Genomic DNA, 17,973 nt, shown 5'->3' on the forward strand with positions numbered 1-17,973 from the left:
GGCGGGCTGGCAGTGCGAGGCTCAGTGGACCACCGGCGGCCGCTGCTTCGTCGCCCTGCGCAGCCGCCGCACGAGCAACAGCGCCGACCCGGCGAACAGCACCGCCGTGATGAGCAGCCAGCGCGCCAGGAAGCCGTCCGCGGACCGTCCGGTGGCGGACATGTAGTGCTCCGCCACCCGGCCGCTGATCAACGGGAACCACACGAGCAGCAGCAGCCCGGACAGGACGGCGGGCACCCGGACGTACATCACGTACGCCCGGTGCCCGCCCGCCGCCCCGGTCAGCGCACGGTCCGCCGCCGAGTACAGGGGCAGCAGCACCAGGTCGTGCAGCAGCGCCAGCCCGACGAACCACAGCACCACCTGCCACCAGGTGTCACCGCCGGCCAGCAGCCGCACCCCGGCGTACCCGGCGAGGGCGAACGAGCAGGCGAGCAGCAGCAGTTGCAGGGGGCTGCCGAGCGTGAACCGGTCGGGCAGCAGCGAGCGCGGGATCATCGGAGGTCTCCGAACGTCATCCGGCCCACCCATTTGGTGTTCAGGACACCGGGAGCCGCGGGCACGATGACCCGCGCCGGGTAGCCGTGGTCGGGGGTCAGGTCCTCGCCGTTGACGAACAGGGCGAGGAGGGAGAGCGGGTCGCCCACCTGGTTGGCGCGCAGGGCGGCCCGGCGGAAGGCGCCGTGCCGCTGCACCGACTCCACCAGGACGTCCACCGGATCGTCGTGGCCGACGAGCGCGGCGAGGTCCCGCAGGCGTACGCCCCGCCACCACTGGTTCGACGTCGACCATCCCTCGACGCAGGCGATGGGCAACGCCGAACTGTGCAAGGGAAGTTGCAGCAGGTCCGCGCGGCTCAGCCGGACCTGGCCGGTGCGGCCCGTGAGGACCAGCCGCCAGGCGTCGGCGCCGGTCTCGCGCGGGTCGATGCCCGCGTACGCCGCCGTCTTGTTGATCTGGAAGCCGCCGGGGCCGCTGCCCGGTTCCCCACCACCGTGCGGGGCGAGCAGCGCGGTCTCCCGCAGCGGCCCGTCGAGGCTCTGCCCGGCCGTCGTGACGAACAGCAGCGCCGACCCGCCGCCGACCAGGCCGAGGGCCCCGCGCCGGGACACGGTGGGCTCGGCGGGGTTCGGCGAGACCAGCTCGTCGCCTTCCTCGACGCCCATGCCGCCTTCCGCCGCCGCCTCGGGTTCACCGGCCCGCATCCGGCGCAGGTTGCGCACGGCCGCGGGCGTCTTCAGGACCGCGTGCGCGACGAACGCGGCGAAGAACACCCAGGCCCCGTAGAAGTGCAGCGGATAGAAGGAGCCGGGGAAGATGTAGTCGAGCTGGATGTTGAGCACGCCCGTCGTGAACTCGAAGAGCGCGCCGCCCACCAGCAGAAGCAGCGAGGCGCGCTCCAGCGCGTGCGCGACGGACCGCGCGGGCGGCAGGGCGAACAGCCTGGGCACGACCGACCACAGCTTCGCCAGCAGTACGGGCACGAGCGTGATGCCCAGCGTGACGTGCACGCCCTGGGTGAGCCGGTACAGCCAGACCGGGCCGCTCGGCCAGGAGAAGAGGTAGAAGCCGAGGAGCCCCTTGTCCGGGGTCGTGTCGTTCACCGGCGACAGGCCGGGGTTGTACGCGGCGTACGACACCAGCCCCGTCACGAACATCACCGTGATGCCGCCGAGCAGGACGACGCCGAGGACGGACGTGAACCAGGGACCGCGCACAGGGCTGCGCCAGAAGCCGGGCGAGGAGGGAAGCCGTTGATCGGGCATGTCCCGACCGTAGGCCGGTCCGGGGCCCGAAAGGGGGCGTGACTCATGACGAAACGCTGACGTCCCGGCTCGGTGTGACCGGTCGCGCCGCCTTTCGGCCTAGCGTTCCCGGCGTGATCCCCGTTCGCCTCCGTGACCTCGGCGCCGCACTGGCCGCCGCCCTTCTCGTCCTGGTGGCCGTGCTGGTCGGCCGCCACATCCAGAACGCCCACCACACGCTGTTCGTGCACTGGCCGCCGGTGTTCGCGGAGTGGGACCCGCATGTCGGTCCGGGCACCCCGGCCGCCGTCGCGATCGCGGCCGCGGTGGTGGCGTACGGACCGGTCGCGGCCGTCCGGCTGCGCTGGCGGCCGCTGCTCGCCACGGCCCTCGGCACGGCGCTGGCCTGGACCTGGTCGCTGGCCCTGGTCGACGGCTGGCAGCGGGGCGTCGCGGGCCGGCTCACCACCCGCAACGAATATCTGCGGGTCATCGACCGCTTCCACGACATCCCGGCCGCCCTGCGCGGCTTCGACGACCACATCCTGAGCGGCTCGCCCGCCCCCTGGCCCGCGCACATCGCCGGACATCCGCCGGGTGCGACCCTGACCTTCGTCCTGCTCGACCGGATCGGTCTGGCCGGCGGGGGCTGGGCGGGGGCCTGGTGCATCACCGTGGGCGCCACGGCCTGCGTGGCCGTGCTGATCGCGGTGCGCCTGCTGGCCGACGAGGACCTCGCCCGGCGGGCGGCGCCGTTCCTGGTGCTGGCCCCGGCCGCGGTGTGGGTGGGCGCCTCGGCCGACGGTTACTTCGCGGCGGTCGCCGCCTGGGCGGTGGCCCTGCTCGCGCTCGCGGCGACCGGACACCGGACCCGGGCCGCGGCGTTCGGCTCCGGCCTGCTGTTCGGCCTGACCTGCTATCTCTCGTACGGGCTCGTGCTGTTCGCGCTGATCGGGGCGGGTGCCCTGGTGGCGGCGGGCGACCTGCTCCGGCCCGGGGGACAGGGCCGGTCCGGGGGACAGGGCCGGTCCGGGGGACAGGGCCGGTCCGGGGGACAGGGCCGGTCCGGGGCCGGGGCCCGGTACCGCCCGTGGTTGGGGGCGCTCCCGTTCCTGCTCGTCGGTCTCGCCGTCGTCCCGGTCGTGTTCACGCTCGCGGGGTTCGACTGGTGGGAGGCCTACCACCTGCTGGTCAAGCGCTACTACGAGGGCGTCGGCGGCACCCGGCCCTACGGCTACTGGGTGTGGGCGAACCTCGCGTGCACCGTCCTCGTCGTCGGCCTCGCAAGCGCGGCGGGACTCAACCGGGCCGGCACGGCACTCGTACGGCGCCATCGGGTCCGGCCCGGACCGGACCGCGCGGCCGCCGCCGAGGCCCGCCTCGCCGTGCTCGTCCTGTCCGCCGTACTCGCCGTGCTCCTCGCCGACCTGTCCGGGATGAGCAAGGCGGAGACGGAACGCATCTGGCTGCCCTTCGCGCTGTGGATCCTGCCGGGCTGCGCCCTGCTGCCGCATCCGCGCGCCTGGCTCACCGCGCAGGCCGTTCTCGCCCTGCTCCTCAACCACCTGCTGCTGACGGGCTGGTGACGGACTCCGTCCCGGCCGGGAGAGCGAACGGAGAAACGGCCCGGGCCCGCACCCGACGAGGTGCGGCCCCGGGCCGAAGAGTATGCGTACGCGTCAGGCGGGAACGATGTTCTCGGCCTGCGGGCCCTTCTGGCCCTGCGTGACGTCGAAGGTGACCTTCTGGCCTTCCTGAAGCTCACGGAAGCCGGAGGTGGCGATGTTCGAGTAGTGGGCGAAGACGTCGGCGCCGCCACCGTCCTGCTCGATGAAGCCGAAGCCCTTTTCCGCGTTGAACCACTTCACGGTGCCGGATGCCATGTCGATTCTCCTTACGGGGCAGTACCCGGAAGCCCGCACGGTGCGCGCCTCACGCCGCTGTGATGATTGCCCCGCCCGGAAGGAACCGGCACTTTTCTGGGAATCGCAGCCGCAACTGAGTTGAACCGTAGCACGGCACATTCCGAAAACCCGCAGGCATTGCCGCGACATACCTCGTCGCACCCGAAAGCCGCTCCGGAAATTATCCGAATATATTTTTCCGGCGCCATGGATTTGCGTCATGGGACACGAGGAGATGGACACAAGAGGCACGCATGAGTACGAGGTCGCTCGACCGTGAAGCCGGTGGCGGCACCGGTCGCGACCACGGCCACGACCACGACCGTATGAACGATCTTGGAATCCCTGCTGGCGTGGACCTCCGGTCCGAGCCGGCGCGCCCCCCGCCCGACGGGGAGCCGCAGCCGCCGCAGCACCCGTCTCACGCCCCCGCCGGGCCTCACCCCGGCACCCCTGGGGAGTGACCGAAGTGAAAGGAAAAACACATGGGCAGCCTGTCCCGACCTGTGCTAACGTGATAGCAGTTGCAGTTTTGGTTACCAGAGACTTCGAGTGCTCTCCCGACCTTCCGTCGACGAGCACTCTTTTTGTTTGCCATTGTTGCGACTCCGGATCTGCACAGTGCAGACCCCGGGCAATGCCCCAAGGGAGATTCAATATGGCATCTGGCACCGTGAAGTGGTTCAACTCGGAAAAGGGTTTTGGCTTCATCGAGCAGGACGGTGGCGGCGCCGACGTCTTCGCCCACTACTCGAACATCGCCACCTCCGGCTTCCGTGAGCTTCAGGAAGGCCAGAAGGTCACCTTCGACGTCACGCAGGGCCAGAAGGGCCCGCAGGCCGAGAACATCGTTCCCGCCTGACGTACGCGTACCACATGGCTGGGGCCTGCACTCTCGGGTGCGGGTCCCAGCTCATTTGCATTTTCTACGGCTCAATTCTTGCGAATCCTCGTACGGCCCGGCGCCGACGACCGGAATTCCTCGATACGTGCCGCATCGAGGAAGGGTTCTGAATGGACCGCACAGCTCGCAAGAAGTACAGCACCAACACCGGCTCCACCCGCACCCGCAGCGGTTCGTCCCGGTCGGCCAAGAACACCGGCCGCGGTGGGCCCAAGGGCCGTACCGGCGCCTCCCCGGCGCGTCCCGCGGAGTTCGCGCTGCCGGTCACCCGTACCGAGGGGCTGCCGCCGGTCGAGGAGTTCGCCGAGCTCGGCATGCCCGCACGGCTGCTGACCGCGCTCGGCGCCGAGGGCGTCACGGTGCCGTTCCCGATCCAGTCGGCGACGCTGCCCAACTCGCTGGCCGGCCGGGACGTTCTGGGCCGCGGCCGCACGGGCTCGGGCAAGACGCTCGCCTTCGGTCTCGCCGTACTGGCCCGGATGGACGGGCAGCGGGCCGAGGCCCGCCAGCCGCTGGCCCTGGTCCTGGTGCCCACCCGGGAACTGGCCCAGCAGGTCACCGACGCGCTCACCCCGTACGCCCGCGCGCTGCGGCTGCGCCTGGCCACCGTGGTGGGCGGCATGTCGATCGGCCGGCAGGCCAGCGCGCTGCGCGGCGGGGCCGAGGTCGTCGTCGCGACGCCCGGACGCCTGAAGGACCTCATCGACCGGGGTGACTGCGACCTGAGCCAGGTCGCGATCACCGTCCTCGACGAGGCCGACCAGATGGCCGACATGGGCTTCATGCCGCAGGTGACCGCGCTGCTCGACCAGGTCCGTCCCGACGGTCAGCGGATGCTGTTCTCGGCCACCCTGGACCGCAACGTCGATCTGCTGGTGCGCCGTTACCTGGACGACCCGGTGGTCCACTCGGTCGACCCGTCCGCGGGCGCCGTCACCACGATGGAGCACCACCTGCTGCACGTGGAGGAGACCGACAAGCACGCCACCACCACGGAGATCGCCGCCCGCGACGGACGAGTGATCATGTTCCTGGACACCAAGCACGCGGCGGACCGGCTGGCCAAGAAGCTGCTGGCGGTCGGTGTCCGCGCGGCGGCCCTGCACGGCGGCAAGTCCCAGCCCCAGCGCACCCGCACCCTGGCGCAGTTCAAGGACGGCCAGGTGACGGTGCTCGTGGCCACCAACGTCGCGGCCCGCGGCATCCACGTCGACAACCTCGACCTCGTCGTCAACGTCGACCCGCCCAGCGACCACAAGGACTACCTCCACCGCGGCGGCCGCACCGCCCGCGCGGGTGAGTCGGGCACCGTCGTCACCCTGGTCCTGCCCAGCCAGCGCCGTGCCATGACGCGGCTGATGGCGGACGCCGGGATCACCCCGCAGACCACCAAGGTCCGCTCGGGCGAGGCCGAACTGAGCCGGATCACCGGCGCCCAGGCCCCTTCGGGCGTGCCCGTCGTCATCGCGCCCCCGGTCGTCGAAGACCCTCAGGGCGGCTCCTCCTCGCGCCGAGGCGGAAGCGGGAACGGAACCGCAAACGGAACCGGGAGCCGGAGCAGCCGCAGCCGCGGGCGCGGCCGACCGGGCCAGGCGGCCCGCCGCAGCGCCTCCACCTCCACCTCCGCCTCGGGCCAGGGCGGCGGCCGCTCGTCCGGGCAGACCGGGGGCCGCGCCTCCGGGCAGGCCGGCGGCCGCACCTCCGCCCAGGCCGGCGGTCGCTCGTCCGGGCAGACCGGCAGCCGTTCCTCGGCCCAGGCCGGCGGTCGCACCTCCGCCCAGCGCGGCGGCCGTTCCTCCGCCCAGGGCGGCGGTCGCTGACCGGGACGGGCTGAGCCATCCGGTCGCACGGGCCGGCCGCTACGGGACTCCCGGAGCGGCCGGCCCGTCGTTTTGTCCCTGTCGATCCCGGTGCGTTGGACTAGGCTCCTCAGCCATGTCACACCCTGATGATCTGCTTGTCGGCATCGCCGCGATGGTGGAGTCGGAACACAGCAGCCGCATGTCGCTCACGGTGGTGGTCCCCGGCGCCGTCATCACGGGCCGGCTGGCCCCCGAGGCACTGTGGAAGGAACGGGTGGCCGAGGTGCTGCGGGACTCCGCGCAACTCGCGCACTTCGCCGCCGCGTTCACGCCGTCCGCCAAGGCCGCCGACGACGAGCCGCCGCGGGGCGCGGTCCGGCCCACCCACCTCCACTTCCATGTCGCGCGCATCCTCCAGGGCAGCTTCGGCATCCCCGACACGGGCGGTATGTACCGGGTGTCGCTGGAGGACGTGAGCGCCTGGACGATCGGGGACATGGGCTACTCCGACCAGTAACCGGAAAGGCCGCCGGAAACAACGCAGGAAAAGACACCGGCCCGGAAAGCGTCCCCGCTTTCCGGGCCGATGTCATCGGTTCGCTTCGTGCTCCGCGTCAGGCGGGACGGATGTTCTCCGCCTGCGGGCCCTTCTGGCCCTGCGTGACGTCGAAGGTCACTTTCTGACCTTCCTGGAGTTCACGGAAACCCTGGCTGGCGATATTCGAATAGTGGGCGAAGACGTCCGGACCGCCGCCGTCCTGTTCGATGAAGCCGAAACCTTTTTCCGAGTTGAACCACTTGACGGTTCCGGTAGCCATACACATTCTCCTTCAGGGCCTGCCGGGGAAATCACACTGTGTGATTTCCCCACGTCGCCGAGATGATTGCCCTGCCCGGAGATACCGGAGAATTCGGAGACGCACCGCCGGACCGGACCGGCTGCGCGGCTCGAAATGCCTGGGAACCAAGACCGCAACTCACTTCGACCGTAGCACGGAACACGATATCCAGCCCGACGTGCGGACTTCTGTACGACTTTTGACATTTGACGTTTGACACCTGCCCATTTGACACCCGATCGCTTGATCATTTGGTGCCCGGTGACTCGTTATCCGATCGCCAGATGCTCGGCATTCAACATTTGATGCCTGAAACTTCACCTGTTCGAGTGCCCTGCCTCCGGAAGCCGCCCGGCGGCCGCCGTGAGTGGGCCATCATGACCCCGCTCGGTCCCACCCCACTCGTCGGGGACCCGTCGGCAGGAGGCGCCCCGTGGCCTTGGACGGGATGTACCGCAGGTCCCTGCTCGGCCTGATCGCCGTCACGGTGCTGGCCACGCTGAGCGTGCTGGCCCGGCCCACGGCCGAGACCGGCCCCGGGCCCTCCCCCATCCCGGGCGCGGCCGCCGCCGGACCGCCGCCCGCCTTCGGCGCCTACGTCGGATACGGCCCCGACGGCGTCCGCCGGGTCGCGCAGCTCGGGGCCTGGCTCGGCCGGACATCGGCACCACGGGTCGGGCACGTGTATCTGCCGGGCGACCGGTGGAGCAACATCGAGGGCGCCCCCGGCTATCTGGAGCTGTGGGCGCGCTGGCGCAGGGCCCGCCCGGACCGTCTGTTCGTGCTCAACGTGCCGATGCTGGAGCGCACCGAGGCACATCTGTCCGACCCCGCGGTCCGCGCCGAGCTGCGCCTCGGCGCGGCCGGCCGCTACGACGGGCACTTCCGCACGCTGGCCGAACGGCTGGTCCGGCTCGGCGTCCCGGACACCGTCGTCGTGCTCGGCTGGGAGATGAACGGCGACACCTACACCCACCGCTGCGGCCCCGACCCGCAGGCCTGGCAGCAGTACTGGAGAAAAATCGTCACGGCGATGCGGTCGGTGCCCGGCCAGCGCTTCCGGTTCGACTTCACACCCAGCCGGGGCCGGGACGCCGTCCCCTGGACCGACTGCTACCCGGGGGACGACGTCGTGGACATCGTCGGCATGGACGCCTACGACCAGCCCCAGGGGCTCTCCTTCGCCCGGCAGGTGACGGAGCCGTACGGCCTGCGCGACCAGGTGCGGTTCGCGCGGGCGCACGGCAAGCCCGTCTCGTACCCCGAGTGGGGGCTGTACCGCAACGGCGACAACCCCGCGTACATGCGGGGCATGCTCGACTGGTTCGCCCGGCAGCGGCCGCTCTACCAGACCATCAGCGACTACTGCCCGCACGGGGTGTGGCGCTGTCCCGGCAATCCCGAGGCCTCCGCCGTCTACCGCTCGCTGCTGGGGGACGACCGCGGACCGGGGTGAGCGGTCCGGGCCTCACGGGCGTACGCCGTGCCGTCGCAGCCAGGGCAGCGGGGGCACCGCCGACCCCAGGTAGGGGGTGACCCGCACCTCGAAGTGCAGGTGCGGACCGGTGGCGTTGCCGGTGGCGCCGGACGCTGCGAGGTACTGGCCCGCGGCGACCCGCTGTCCAGGGCGTACGTCGATACGGGACAGGTGCGCGTACTGGGTGAAGTAGCCGTCGCGGTGCCGGACCACGACCTGGTTGCCGAAGCCGTCCCCGCAGGAGACGAGGACGACGGTGCCGGGTCCGACGGCGTGCACCGGGGTGCCCGTGGGGACGGCGAAGTCCTGACCGGTGTGGCGGTGCCGCCAGCGGACTCCCGGGGCGGCGTACCCGGCCGACAGCCGGTAGTCGCTGGTCGGCGTGACCCAGCGGGACGAGGCGTGGTGCGGTCTGCGGCTGCGACGGCCCGGCGCGCAGGCGTCCGCGGGACGCCCCAGGCCGGGCTGGGCCGCCGCGAGTTCCCGCCACAGTCTGCTGCGGATGCCGGCCCGGCGGCGCTCGGCCGCGTGCAGCCGGGTGACCGCCCGGCCGAGGGCGGCGCGCAGCGCCCGGGCGTCGGCCACCGCACCCGGCACGGCGGCCGACGCGGTGGCCGACGCGGTGGTGGGTACGTCGGTGGGTACTGCGGTCGGCACGGCGCTGGGGCGGCCGGTGGGGAATGCGGTGGGTACGTCGGTGGGGACCGCGGCCGGGAAGCCGACGCCCAGGTCGCCGAGCTGCAGGCCGCGCATGTCACCGCCGATGTCCGTCTCCGGGCCCGTGGGGGAGCCCATCTCCGTGTCCGGGCCCGTACGGGAGCCGGTCTCCGTGTCCGGGTCGGTCCGGGAACCGCTCTCCGCGTCCGGGCCCGTGCCGGAGCCGGTCTCCGTGTCCGGCGCCCTACCGGATGCGGCGTCCGCCTCTCGTGAGAGTGTGCGGGCCCGGGCCTCCGCCTCCTTGGTCTCGGTGCGCAGGCGGGTCACCCGGTCCCGCAGCCGGTCGGTTCGCGCGCGGGCCTTCTCGTAGGCCGCGGTCTGCCGGGCGGCGGAGTCGAGCAGCCGGTCGAAGGCGCTGCGGGGGCGGCTCTCGTCGGGCCCCTCGGGGCGGCTGTCCTCGTGGACGGGCACGCGGCCGTCGGCGTACGCGGCGCTCGGGAGGAACGCGAACAGGAGCGCGGCCAGGGCCACGCCGGCGCGGGACAGGAGTCGTCGGGAGTGGTCTCGTCGCATTGTCCGATCGTCGGGCGCCGGGCGCCCGTGCCCCACGAGGTGGCCGCGCACCCGCGCCAGGTTCCGTCGAACAGCCCATCCCGAAGGCCCATCGGTGTACCCGAATTCCCGCGCCGGCGTCGGTCCCGCGTCGGAGCGGTCCGCGTCGGAGCGGTCTGCGTCGGACGGTCCGACCGTCAGACGGTCCCGCGTCAGACGGTCCCGCGTCAGACGGTCCGGCTCCGACTCTCCGCGTGGTACACGGACAGGGCCCAGATCACGAAGATGTCCATCGCGATCACGATGATCGACCAGACCGGCTGGTAGGGCAGGAAGAGGAACTGGAGGACGATGCTGATGGCGGCCAGCACGATGCCGCCGACCCTGGCCCACGCGGCGCCCCTGAGGATGAACGCACCGACGACGACCCCGATGACGCCCACGATCAGCAGGATCCAGCCCCAGCCGGTGAGGTTGATCTTGTAGATGTACGCGCCGACCCGGACGTAGATGTCGTCCTTCGCGATGGCGGAGATGCCCTCGAGGACGGCCAGGATTCCGTTCAGCAGCAGCAGGACACCCGCGAAGGTGACCCCGCCCGTCACCCAGCCGGAGTTCGCCGGAGGCTGCTGGGCGGAGGTGCGGTGCGCGCTGTCCCGCTTCGGCTGAGGCTGCTCGGTCATTGCCGTACCCCGTCTCGTCGTTTCCGTCGTTTCCCGTCCCCCCTCGACCGTCCACCCGGATCAGCGAAGTCACCACAGGGGTTGGCCCGTACGGGTGGCCCCGCATGCGGCCGCGCCGGTACGGCTCTTCACTGGTGCCGGAACGACCGAACGCATACGACCGAACGCATACGACCGATGGAGGCGACATGGCCGGTTACCGCGGACGCTGGGCCAGGGGCACGGCATGGGCGGCGGTCCTGGCGGCGGCGTTGACCGGCTGCTCCGGCGGCAACGGCAACAGCCCGACGAGCCCGGCCAGCAAGGCGGCCTCCGCCCTGGAGTCGGCGGGCGCCCGCGCGACGGCGGCGATCTCCTCGCTCGCCGCGCAGGCCACGGAGGCCATCTCGTCGGCGACGGCGGAGGCCGGCCGCAGGCTCGGCGAGGTCAAGAACGGCATCGAGGCCAAGGACGACGTACAGCTGGGCACCCCGGCGACCGCCGCCGACGGTCGCACCACGGTCGGCATCACCGTGAAGAACACCGCGGACTCCACCAAGTCGTTCGCCGTCCAGGTCGTCTTCAAGGACTCCGGCGGCAAACTGATCGACACGGTCGTCGTCACCGTCCCCGACGTACCGGCCGGCAAGACGGGCACGGCCACCGCCCGCAGTACGCACAACCTGTCCGGCGAGGTGAAGACGGAGGTCGGGTCCGCACTGAGGTACTGAGGTACTGGCGTACTGAGGTACTGAGCTACTGAGGTACTGAGGTGACGAGCTGCAACCTTGCAATTTCTTTACCAAACCTAGAGGCTTTGACCGACGCCGCATCCGTACTGCTCTGCGTCAGACCCGTCCCCCGCCCCGCGGACGGACGCATCCACGACCGGGCAGGAGGCACGGTGCGCTTTTCGCGGAACGCGATGGGAACCCTCTTCGTAGGTGGTGCCCTGAGCCTGACACTCGCCGCGCTGGCCTACCCCTCGATGCTGGGGCTCACCACGGTGTCGACGGCCCCCTCACGGGTCATCGCGCAGACCCAGTGGGGGCCGTTGACCGAGGCGGACAGGGACTTCGTGGTCAAGGTGCGCGCGGCCGGCCTGTGGGAGTACCCCGTCGGTCAGATCGGCCTGCAGAAGGGCCAGTCGAAGGCGGTCATCACGGCGAGCCAGCATCTGATCGACGGACACGCGGCGCTCGACACCACCTGCCGCAAGATCGCCCCGATGCTGAACATCACGCTCCCCAACCTGGCGAGCCCGCAGCAGCAGGGCTTCGTCACCACGCTGAACGCGGACACCGGCAAGCAGTTCGACGTCGACTTCGCCAACATCCTGCGCATGACCCACGGCTCGATCTTCAACACGGTCGCGAAGATCCGCGCCACCACCGAGAACACCCTCGTGCGGGCGCTGGCCGACCAGGCCAACGACACCGTCCTGGACCACATCACGGTCATGGAGAAGACCGGCCTGGTCGACTTCGACCAGGTGCTCTTCCAGCAGACCACCCCACCGAAGCTGCCCGACACGGACCTGACCCCGCCGCCCCCGTCCGGCGGCCAGCCGCAGGTGGTGCTCACCCCGCCGCCGACCGCCACGGCCACCCCGGTCGACCTGCCGCCGCCCTCGCAGTGAGCCGAGGCCCGACGCCGGGCTGATCCATACGACAGGCCCTAGGCGAGCCAGACGGTCGTGTCCGGTCCCAGCTGTCCGTCGCCGTCCAGGGGGACGCTGCTCAGCAGCACCTCCCCGGGCGGCAGCGGGACCGGCGCGTCCGACAGATTGGTCACGCACCGCCAGCTCCCGGAGCGCGCGAACGCCACCACCCCGGGCGGGGTCCCCTCCGCCCAGGTCAGCTCCTCGCCCTCCTGCAGCTTGCGGCGCAGCCGCAGGGCCGTGCGGTAGAGCTCCAGGGTCGAGCCGTCCACCCCATCCTGGGCGGCGACGGCGTACGACGCGAAGGAGGACGGCTGCGGCAGCCACGCGCCGGCCGCCCCGAAGCCGTACGACGGACCCGTCGTCGTCCACGGCAGCGGCACCCGGCACCCGTCGCGGCCCTTGCGGACATGGCCCGTCTGTTCCCAGACGGGGTCCTGGAGGACCTCGAAGGGCAGGTCGGCGACCTCGGGCAGGCCGAGTTCCTCCCCCTGGTAGAGGTAGGCCGCTCCGGGCAGCGCCAGCATCAGCAGGGTCGCCGCCCGGCCCCGGCGCACCCCCGCCTCAGCGGCCACGGCGGGCGCGCGGCCGCCGGAGAGCAGCCAGGCGTTGTCGTCCGTGCCGGGCGGCAGCGACAGCCGGGAGGCGTGCCGTACGACGTCGTGGTTGGACAGCACCCAGGTCGCGGAGGCGCCGGCCGTGCGGGCCGTGGCGAGCGAGTCGGTGACGACCGCGCGCAGTTCGTCCGCGTCCCAGCCCGCCTGGAGGTACTCGAAGTTGAACGCCTGGCCGAGTTCGTCCGGGCGGGCGTACAGCGCGCGGCGGGCGCCCGGCACCCAGGCTTCGGCGACCGCCGTGCGCGGTGGCGTGTAGGCGTCGAGGACGCGGCGCCAGTCGCGGTAGATCTCGTGCACCTCGTCACGGTCGTAGTAGGGGTGGCTGCCGGGCGGTACCCGCTCGAGGGCCTCCTCGCCGGTCGCGCCGACGCCGCCGACGTCCCGCAGCGGCTCGCCGAGGTCCTTGGCGAGCGCGTGCGCGACGTCGACGCGGAAGCCGTCGACCCCGCGGTCGGACCAGAAGCGCAGGGTGGTGCGGAAGTCGGCACGGACCTCGTCGTGGCCCCAGTCCAGGTCGGGCTGCTCGGCGGCGAACAGGTGCAGGTACCACTGGCCGTCCGCGACCCGGCGCCAGGCACTGCCGCCGAAGACGGACTGCCAGTCGGTGGGCGGGAGTTCGCCGTGCGGGCCGCGTCCGTCCCGGAAGACGTACCGGTCGCGGGCGGCGCTGCCGGGGCCCTCGCGCAGCGCCTCCTGGAACCAGGGGTGCCGGTGGGAGGTGTGGTTGGGCACGATGTCGACGATCACCTTCAGGCCCAGCCGGTGCGCCTCGGCGACCATGGCGTCGAAGTCGTCCAGGGTGCCCAGGCGCGGGTCGACGTCGCGGTGGTCGGCCACGTCGTAGCCGCCGTCGGCGAGTTCGGAAGGGTAGAAGGGGCTGAGCCACAGGGCGTCGACGCCGAGGGCGGCGAGGTGGTTCAGCCGCTCGGTGACCCCGCGGATGTCACCGAGCCCGTCACCGTCGGCGTCGGCGAAACTGCGGGGGTAGACCTGGTAGACGACGGCCTGGCGCCACCAGTCGGGGTTCCTGGAGGAGAGGTCGGGCAGTTCGGGCACGCGGTGTCCCTTTCGGTGCGGTCGGACAGGTCCGGGCAACACCCACAAGCCTGTCCACATTGCCCGGAAGGCGAACGTTCAGGCACTCCGGAAGGGACCATTCCCTGTGTGGCGGAATGGTGATGAAGCGTGAACCGCCGTTCCATAGAGGCAGGTTGACAGTCTTCCGCGACGACATCCACGATGGGCTGACGCTGTGGCACATGTGACCATTGAGCCCAGTGTCGCTTCAGGTGCCGACGCTCTCGGCGACCGAGCCATACCCCCCATGCACACCAAGAATGGGATACACATGTCCATAGCGAGCCACACGACCGCGCGCCGCCTGCTGGGTACGGGTGCCGCGGCACTCGCCCTCTGTGCCGCCTCCGTCGCCGCCGCCTCCGGCGCCTGGGCCCACGAGACCCCCGGCGGCGACGGCTGGAAGTCCGGCGGTACGTACAAGCCGGGCACCGGCGCCGGCACGGAGACCGGCACCGACCGCTGCGAGTTCTCCCTCGACGGCACGCACTTCTTCTCCTCCGTCAAGGTCGACGACCAGAACCTCAAGCCGACCGCGGACGGCAAGGTGCACATCACCGTGCGCGCCGCCGGTGACGCGTCGACCTGCACCGCGTCGCTCGCCTCCTACCTCGCCCACGGCGCCACCTTCGCCAGCTCCGGCAAGCAGGTCTTCGTCGGCTTCGACACGGTGACCGTCAAGCCGGGCGCGACCGACACCCTCGACATCGTCGTCCCCGACGCCGGCTGCTTCGCGCAGGTCGACCTCTACCGCGGCGCCGTCAAGTTCGACGGCAAGCTCGACGCCCAGGACGGCTTCGAGCACGGCAACCTGCCCGAGGGCCCGAACGGCGCGGTCATCAAGGACAAGCTGATCGCGGCCTGGAACGGCGGCACGAAGGACTGCACCACCGCGGAGTCCGAGCAGCCGGCCTCCTCCGCCCCCGCCGAGACCACCCCGGCGACCGGCGGGACGACCCCGGCGTCGTCCACGGAGACGACCCCGGCCGCGGACGAGACCACCCCCGCCGCGGACGAGTCCACCCCGGCCGAGGAGGCCTCCGCGTCGGCCACGGACACCGCCGCGGCCGCCGCCACCCCGGACGGCGGCAGCGCGGACCTCGCCGAGACCGGCGGCGGCAGCAACACCGGCGTCATCGTCGGCGGTGCCGCGGCCCTCCTGGTCGGCGGCGCGGCCATCGTCCTGGCGACGAAGCGCCGCCGCACGGCCCGCTCCTGAACCGCCCGGGCCCGAAGCCCGGCCCACCCGGCCCCGGCCGCGGCCGCCGCTTCGGCCCGCACGCCCCGGTCCCCTCGCACCGAGGGGGCCGGGGCGCCGTGCTGTCGGCGCGCTCCTCGCCGCCGCGGGCGCGCTCACCCGTACGGCCCACCGCGCTGGCCGGCTCGTACCCCCGGTGATCCGGTGGAGGGACGGATTCCCGAACCGTCCGCCGGAGGCACCCGATGACCCGCGCCCGCACCCTCCTCGCCTCCGCCCTGTCCGCCGCCGGTCTGCTGGTCGCGTCCGGCTGCATCAGCCCGGACGAGGGAGCCCCGCACGCCCCGATCGGACCCGTCTCCTCCGCGGCGGCCACCGCCCCGTCCGCACACGCCTCCTCGACCGCCGCCGCGCTCACCGACGACCAGGCCCGTGCCGCCCTCATCACCGACACCGACCTGGGCGGCCCCTGGATCCCGACCCAGGGTGCCGCGACCTGGCGGGACGGGCTGCTGAAGGCGAAGACCCCCGCGGGCGAGTGCCAGCGGCTGCTGGACGCCCTCTACGCCGACGAGCTTCTCGGCGCCCCCGCCCGCGCGGTCACCGGCCTGGACGACTCCGACACCGGCGCGCAGCTGCGCTACCAGGTCTCCGCCCAGCCGGCGAAGGCCGTGGACGGCGTGCTGGCCTGGCTGCAGACCCTGCCGCGGGTGTGCGCGCGGTTCACGGCCACGACCACGACTGGCGCCGTCCAGGACGTCTACGTCAACAACGCGCCGCTGCCCGAGGCCGGTGACGCCCGGCAGGGGCTGCGGGTGACGCTGACCGCGGTGACCGGGCCGAAGGGCCAGCCGCTCGAGAGCGATCCCGGCACCCTGTCCCTGGACGTGGCCGTGGTGCGGGTCGGCGGGGACGCGTTCGCCTTCACCAACGGCGGCATGGGCGACGTGCCGAACGACGCCACCCAGGCGGCCGTGCAGCTCGGCGTGCAGCGACTGGCGGACGTCCGCAGACAGGGCCGCGCCCAGGTCTGACGCCACGAGGCCACGGGCTGCGCGGCTGCGCGGCCACGGGACCGAAGGGGGACCGGAGCGGCGGCCGTGCGGCCACGAGGCCGAAGGGGGACCGGAGCGGCCGCCGTGCGGGCGTCAGAGCGGCGGCTGTGCGGGCGCCGGTCCCAGGGTCGTCGTACCGGGCACCGTGCGGTGCCCGAGGCCCGTCCGGTAGGCGTCCAGCGCCGCCTCCACCCGCCCGGTGCGGCGCAGCAGGTCGCCGAGCATCCGGCACAGGTCGGCGAGGTCGCCCGCGGCTCCCGCCCGCTCCAGCAGGCTCAGCGCGCGCACATAGTGCTCCTCGGCGGCCTCGGTGTCGCGGGCGTCCTCGGCGATGATGCCGAGCAGCCGGTGGGCGCCGGCCGCATGCACGGCGCCGCGCTCGGGCGAGAGGTCGCCGAGGACGCCGTTCAGCAGGTCGGCCGCCTCCCCGGACCTGCCCCGCCGGTGCAGCACATCGGCGAGCTCGACGGCGACCTGGCTGCTGTAGAGGGCGGCACGCTTGGCCGAGAGCATGGCCAGGGCCTCGCGCAGTTCCTCCTCCGCCCGCTCCAGGTCGCCGTTCTGCGCGCTGACGTAGCCGCGCATCCAGTGGCAGTTGGCGAGCTCGGTCCGGATCTGGAGCTGCCGGTAGAGCTCGGCGGCCTTCACCAGCGAGGCGTCGGCCTCGGCGACCCGGCCCTCGGCGAGCAGGGTGCGCGCGACCGACCGGTGCATCCGGGCGAGCAGCGCCGGATCCGCGACCTGGGGCGCGAGGGCGAGGGCGAACTCGGCGGCCTGGGCGGCGCGGGCGTGGGCGCCCATGTCCATGTAGGGACCGATGGCGGAGGCGTACAGCAGGAGCAGCGCGTCGGGGTCGTGCAGTCCGCCGCGGTTGAGCTCGTCGAGGGTGGACTCCAGCAGGTAGACGGCGTACCGGAGTTCACCGGCGAGGTAGTGGGAGACGGCCCGTCCGCGCAGCGCCGGTACCCGCACGGGCAGCGGATGCCCGGCAAGGCACGCCTCGGCCCGCTCGAAGTACTCCCGGGCCGACACCAGGTCGCCGGTCTCGATCCCGCACTCGCCGAGCCCCAGCAGCGCGGTGGCCCGCACCTCGGCCGGCCCCTGCGGCTCGGCCTCCGCGAGCAGGGCGGAGTACCGCCGCGCCGCCTCCTCGGCCTCGCCCGTGGCCAGGGTGCGCTGGGCCTCGGTCAGCCGCAGCCGCAGGTCGGTGACGAGCCGGGCGGAGCGTCCGGTGGCCAGCTCCGAGAAGTCGACGCCGAGCCGTTCGGCGAGGTGCCTGAGCGCCTCGTCGGAGGGCCGCACGCGTCCGGCCTCCAGGGTGGAGATGTAGGCGGGGGTGTAGGTCGGCTCCGCCAACTGCCGCTGGGTCAGCCCGCGTTCGTTGCGCAGCCGCTGCACTCTGCGTCCGATGACCTCGGGTTCGTCTCTCTCCCCCATGCCTGGACTCCCCAACTGCCCTTGTGCCTCTTGCCGTTAGGCCATGACACGCCCTAGGTTAAACCGCGAATTAAGCATGCTTAACACTTCACTGTCGTCGTTGCGAGGTCACCGTGCAGGGACGCACTTCCGCGCGTTACGCCAGAGGCCTGGCCGCAGCCGTGCTCGCCGCGGCGACCCTCGTCATCGCGGCGAACGCGGGACCGGCACGGGCCGTGGACCGGGGGACCGGGATCACCCGGTCCGTCGACGGCCCGCAGGACTCCGTCCACCGGGCCGACGCCCCCGCCGAGGACCGCTGACCCTCCCGCTCTTCAGGCCTCTTGAGCCTCTCACGCCCCTCGGGCCTCTCACGTCGCTATTACCCCCCGGTTCACTTGAATGTCA

18 protein-coding genes are annotated in these 17,973 nt (G+C 72.3%); 10 read left to right on the forward strand and 8 right to left on the reverse strand.

Annotated elements, in window-relative coordinates; translation table 11 throughout:
* Positions 1-21 precede the first annotated feature (21 nt).
* Entirely contained in the window at positions 22-531 is a 510-nt protein-coding gene (locus ACZ7OY_RS12890; RefSeq protein WP_471911440.1) for a hypothetical protein, read from the reverse strand.
* Complete coding sequence (locus tag ACZ7OY_RS12895) at positions 495-1,766, reverse strand: molybdopterin-dependent oxidoreductase (RefSeq protein WP_471911441.1); 1,272 nt, start codon at positions 1,764-1,766, stop codon at positions 495-497. The genes ACZ7OY_RS12890 and ACZ7OY_RS12895 overlap by 37 nt, the downstream gene beginning before the upstream one ends.
* A 74-nt stretch (positions 1,767-1,840) precedes the next feature.
* Here ACZ7OY_RS12895 and ACZ7OY_RS12900 point away from each other — a divergent pair, with 74 nt between their 5' ends.
* Positions 1,841-3,331 (forward strand): hypothetical protein, encoded by a 1,491-nt coding sequence (locus tag ACZ7OY_RS12900; protein WP_471911677.1) that lies wholly within the window; start codon positions 1,841-1,843, stop codon positions 3,329-3,331.
* A gap of 93 nt (positions 3,332-3,424) precedes the next feature.
* On the opposite strand, the gene ACZ7OY_RS12905 is transcribed toward ACZ7OY_RS12900, so the two are convergent.
* The gene (locus ACZ7OY_RS12905) at positions 3,425-3,628 is read right to left on the reverse strand and encodes a cold-shock protein (RefSeq protein WP_007383480.1); all 204 of its coding nucleotides are present in this window, start codon (positions 3,626-3,628) and stop codon (positions 3,425-3,427) included.
* Positions 3,629-4,307: 679 nt separating this feature from the next.
* On the opposite strand from ACZ7OY_RS12905, the gene ACZ7OY_RS12910 reads away from it, so the two are divergent.
* The 3 genes from ACZ7OY_RS12910 to ACZ7OY_RS12920 all read left to right on the forward strand — a co-directional run bounded on the left by ACZ7OY_RS12910 (position 4,308) and on the right by ACZ7OY_RS12920 (position 6,872).
* Positions 4,308-4,511, forward strand: coding sequence for a cold-shock protein (locus ACZ7OY_RS12910; protein ID WP_030379203.1), 204 nt, complete (start codon positions 4,308-4,310; stop codon positions 4,509-4,511).
* A 152-nt stretch (positions 4,512-4,663) separates the two neighbouring features.
* Positions 4,664-6,373 carry a DEAD/DEAH box helicase gene (locus ACZ7OY_RS12915; protein ID WP_471911442.1) on the forward strand — a complete coding sequence of 570 codons (1,710 nt, stop codon included), beginning with the start codon at positions 4,664-4,666 and terminating at the stop codon, positions 6,371-6,373.
* Between the two features lie 115 nt (positions 6,374-6,488).
* On the forward strand, positions 6,489-6,872 hold the full coding sequence (locus ACZ7OY_RS12920) for a hypothetical protein (protein WP_471911443.1): 384 nt from the start codon (positions 6,489-6,491) through the stop codon (positions 6,870-6,872).
* Between the two features lie 97 nt (positions 6,873-6,969).
* On the opposite strand, the gene ACZ7OY_RS12925 is transcribed toward ACZ7OY_RS12920, so the two are convergent.
* Positions 6,970-7,173: a cold-shock protein gene (locus ACZ7OY_RS12925; RefSeq protein ID WP_152891085.1), complete on the reverse strand. Its 204-nt coding sequence runs from the start codon at positions 7,171-7,173 to the stop codon at positions 6,970-6,972.
* Positions 7,174-7,642: 469 nt separating this feature from the next.
* Between ACZ7OY_RS12925 and ACZ7OY_RS12930 the strand changes: the two genes are divergently transcribed.
* The gene (locus ACZ7OY_RS12930; RefSeq protein ID WP_471911678.1) at positions 7,643-8,650 is read left to right on the forward strand and encodes a glycoside hydrolase family 26 protein; all 1,008 of its coding nucleotides are present in this window, start codon (positions 7,643-7,645) and stop codon (positions 8,648-8,650) included.
* 12 nt (positions 8,651-8,662) lie between these two features.
* Here ACZ7OY_RS12930 and ACZ7OY_RS12935 read toward each other — a convergent pair whose 3' ends face one another.
* The gene (locus ACZ7OY_RS12935) at positions 8,663-9,901 is read right to left on the reverse strand and encodes a peptidoglycan DD-metalloendopeptidase family protein (RefSeq protein ID WP_471911444.1); all 1,239 of its coding nucleotides are present in this window, start codon (positions 9,899-9,901) and stop codon (positions 8,663-8,665) included.
* A gap of 206 nt (positions 9,902-10,107) precedes the next feature.
* On the reverse strand, positions 10,108-10,563 hold the full coding sequence (locus ACZ7OY_RS12940; RefSeq protein ID WP_471911445.1) for a DUF7144 family membrane protein: 456 nt from the start codon (positions 10,561-10,563) through the stop codon (positions 10,108-10,110).
* Between the two features lie 188 nt (positions 10,564-10,751).
* On the opposite strand from ACZ7OY_RS12940, the gene ACZ7OY_RS12945 reads away from it, so the two are divergent.
* Entirely contained in the window at positions 10,752-11,273 is a 522-nt protein-coding gene (locus ACZ7OY_RS12945) for an FxLYD domain-containing protein (protein ID WP_471911446.1), read from the forward strand.
* A 194-nt stretch (positions 11,274-11,467) separates the two neighbouring features.
* Positions 11,468-12,181: a DUF4142 domain-containing protein gene (locus tag ACZ7OY_RS12950; protein WP_471911679.1), complete on the forward strand. Its 714-nt coding sequence runs from the start codon at positions 11,468-11,470 to the stop codon at positions 12,179-12,181.
* Positions 12,182-12,219: 38 nt separating this feature from the next.
* Here the strand turns inward: ACZ7OY_RS12950 and ACZ7OY_RS12955 are convergent, their stop codons facing one another.
* Positions 12,220-13,866 carry a glycoside hydrolase family 13 protein gene (locus ACZ7OY_RS12955; RefSeq protein ID WP_471911680.1) on the reverse strand — a complete coding sequence of 549 codons (1,647 nt, stop codon included), beginning with the start codon at positions 13,864-13,866 and terminating at the stop codon, positions 12,220-12,222.
* A 301-nt stretch (positions 13,867-14,167) separates the two neighbouring features.
* Here ACZ7OY_RS12955 and ACZ7OY_RS12960 point away from each other — a divergent pair, with 301 nt between their 5' ends.
* Both ACZ7OY_RS12960 and ACZ7OY_RS12965 read left to right on the forward strand, forming a co-directional pair.
* On the forward strand, positions 14,168-15,115 hold the full coding sequence (locus tag ACZ7OY_RS12960; protein WP_471911447.1) for an LAETG motif-containing sortase-dependent surface protein: 948 nt from the start codon (positions 14,168-14,170) through the stop codon (positions 15,113-15,115).
* 224 nt (positions 15,116-15,339) lie between these two features.
* Entirely contained in the window at positions 15,340-16,128 is a 789-nt protein-coding gene (locus ACZ7OY_RS12965) for a hypothetical protein (RefSeq protein WP_471911448.1), read from the forward strand.
* Positions 16,129-16,242: 114 nt separating this feature from the next.
* On the opposite strand, the gene ACZ7OY_RS12970 is transcribed toward ACZ7OY_RS12965, so the two are convergent.
* Positions 16,243-17,586, reverse strand: a complete 1,344-nt coding sequence (locus ACZ7OY_RS12970) for a helix-turn-helix domain-containing protein (protein ID WP_471911449.1) — start codon at positions 17,584-17,586, stop codon at positions 16,243-16,245.
* Between the two features lie 113 nt (positions 17,587-17,699).
* On the opposite strand from ACZ7OY_RS12970, the gene ACZ7OY_RS12975 reads away from it, so the two are divergent.
* A complete protein-coding gene (locus ACZ7OY_RS12975) occupies positions 17,700-17,888 on the forward strand; it encodes a hypothetical protein (protein ID WP_471911450.1) in 189 nt (62 codons plus the stop codon).
* Positions 17,889-17,973: the final 85 nt, after the last annotated feature.

Source organism: Streptomyces sp. NPDC107559 (assembly GCF_055657365.1).

Coding starts and splice junctions, on each gene's coding strand:
- ACZ7OY_RS12890 (WP_471911440.1), bottom strand. CDS start 531: ATGGGTGGGCCGGATGACGTTCGGAGACCTCCGATGATCCCGCGCTCG.
- ACZ7OY_RS12895 (WP_471911441.1), bottom strand. CDS start 1,766: ATGCCCGATCAACGGCTTCCCTCCTCGCCCGGCTTCTGGCGCAGCCCT.
- ACZ7OY_RS12905 (WP_007383480.1), bottom strand. CDS start 3,628: ATGGCATCCGGCACCGTGAAGTGGTTCAACGCGGAAAAGGGCTTCGGC.
- ACZ7OY_RS12910 (WP_030379203.1), top strand. CDS start 4,308: ATGGCATCTGGCACCGTGAAGTGGTTCAACTCGGAAAAGGGTTTTGGC.
- ACZ7OY_RS12915 (WP_471911442.1), top strand. CDS start 4,664: ATGGACCGCACAGCTCGCAAGAAGTACAGCACCAACACCGGCTCCACC.
- ACZ7OY_RS12920 (WP_471911443.1), top strand. CDS start 6,489: ATGTCACACCCTGATGATCTGCTTGTCGGCATCGCCGCGATGGTGGAG.
- ACZ7OY_RS12925 (WP_152891085.1), bottom strand. CDS start 7,173: ATGGCTACCGGAACCGTCAAGTGGTTCAACTCGGAAAAAGGTTTCGGC.
- ACZ7OY_RS12930 (WP_471911678.1), top strand. CDS start 7,643: ATGTACCGCAGGTCCCTGCTCGGCCTGATCGCCGTCACGGTGCTGGCC.
- ACZ7OY_RS12935 (WP_471911444.1), bottom strand. CDS start 9,901: ATGCGACGAGACCACTCCCGACGACTCCTGTCCCGCGCCGGCGTGGCC.
- ACZ7OY_RS12940 (WP_471911445.1), bottom strand. CDS start 10,563: ATGACCGAGCAGCCTCAGCCGAAGCGGGACAGCGCGCACCGCACCTCC.
- ACZ7OY_RS12945 (WP_471911446.1), top strand. CDS start 10,752: ATGGCCGGTTACCGCGGACGCTGGGCCAGGGGCACGGCATGGGCGGCG.
- ACZ7OY_RS12950 (WP_471911679.1), top strand. CDS start 11,468: ATGGGAACCCTCTTCGTAGGTGGTGCCCTGAGCCTGACACTCGCCGCG.
- ACZ7OY_RS12960 (WP_471911447.1), top strand. CDS start 14,168: ATGTCCATAGCGAGCCACACGACCGCGCGCCGCCTGCTGGGTACGGGT.
- ACZ7OY_RS12965 (WP_471911448.1), top strand. CDS start 15,340: ATGACCCGCGCCCGCACCCTCCTCGCCTCCGCCCTGTCCGCCGCCGGT.
- ACZ7OY_RS12970 (WP_471911449.1), bottom strand. CDS start 17,586: ATGGGGGAGAGAGACGAACCCGAGGTCATCGGACGCAGAGTGCAGCGG.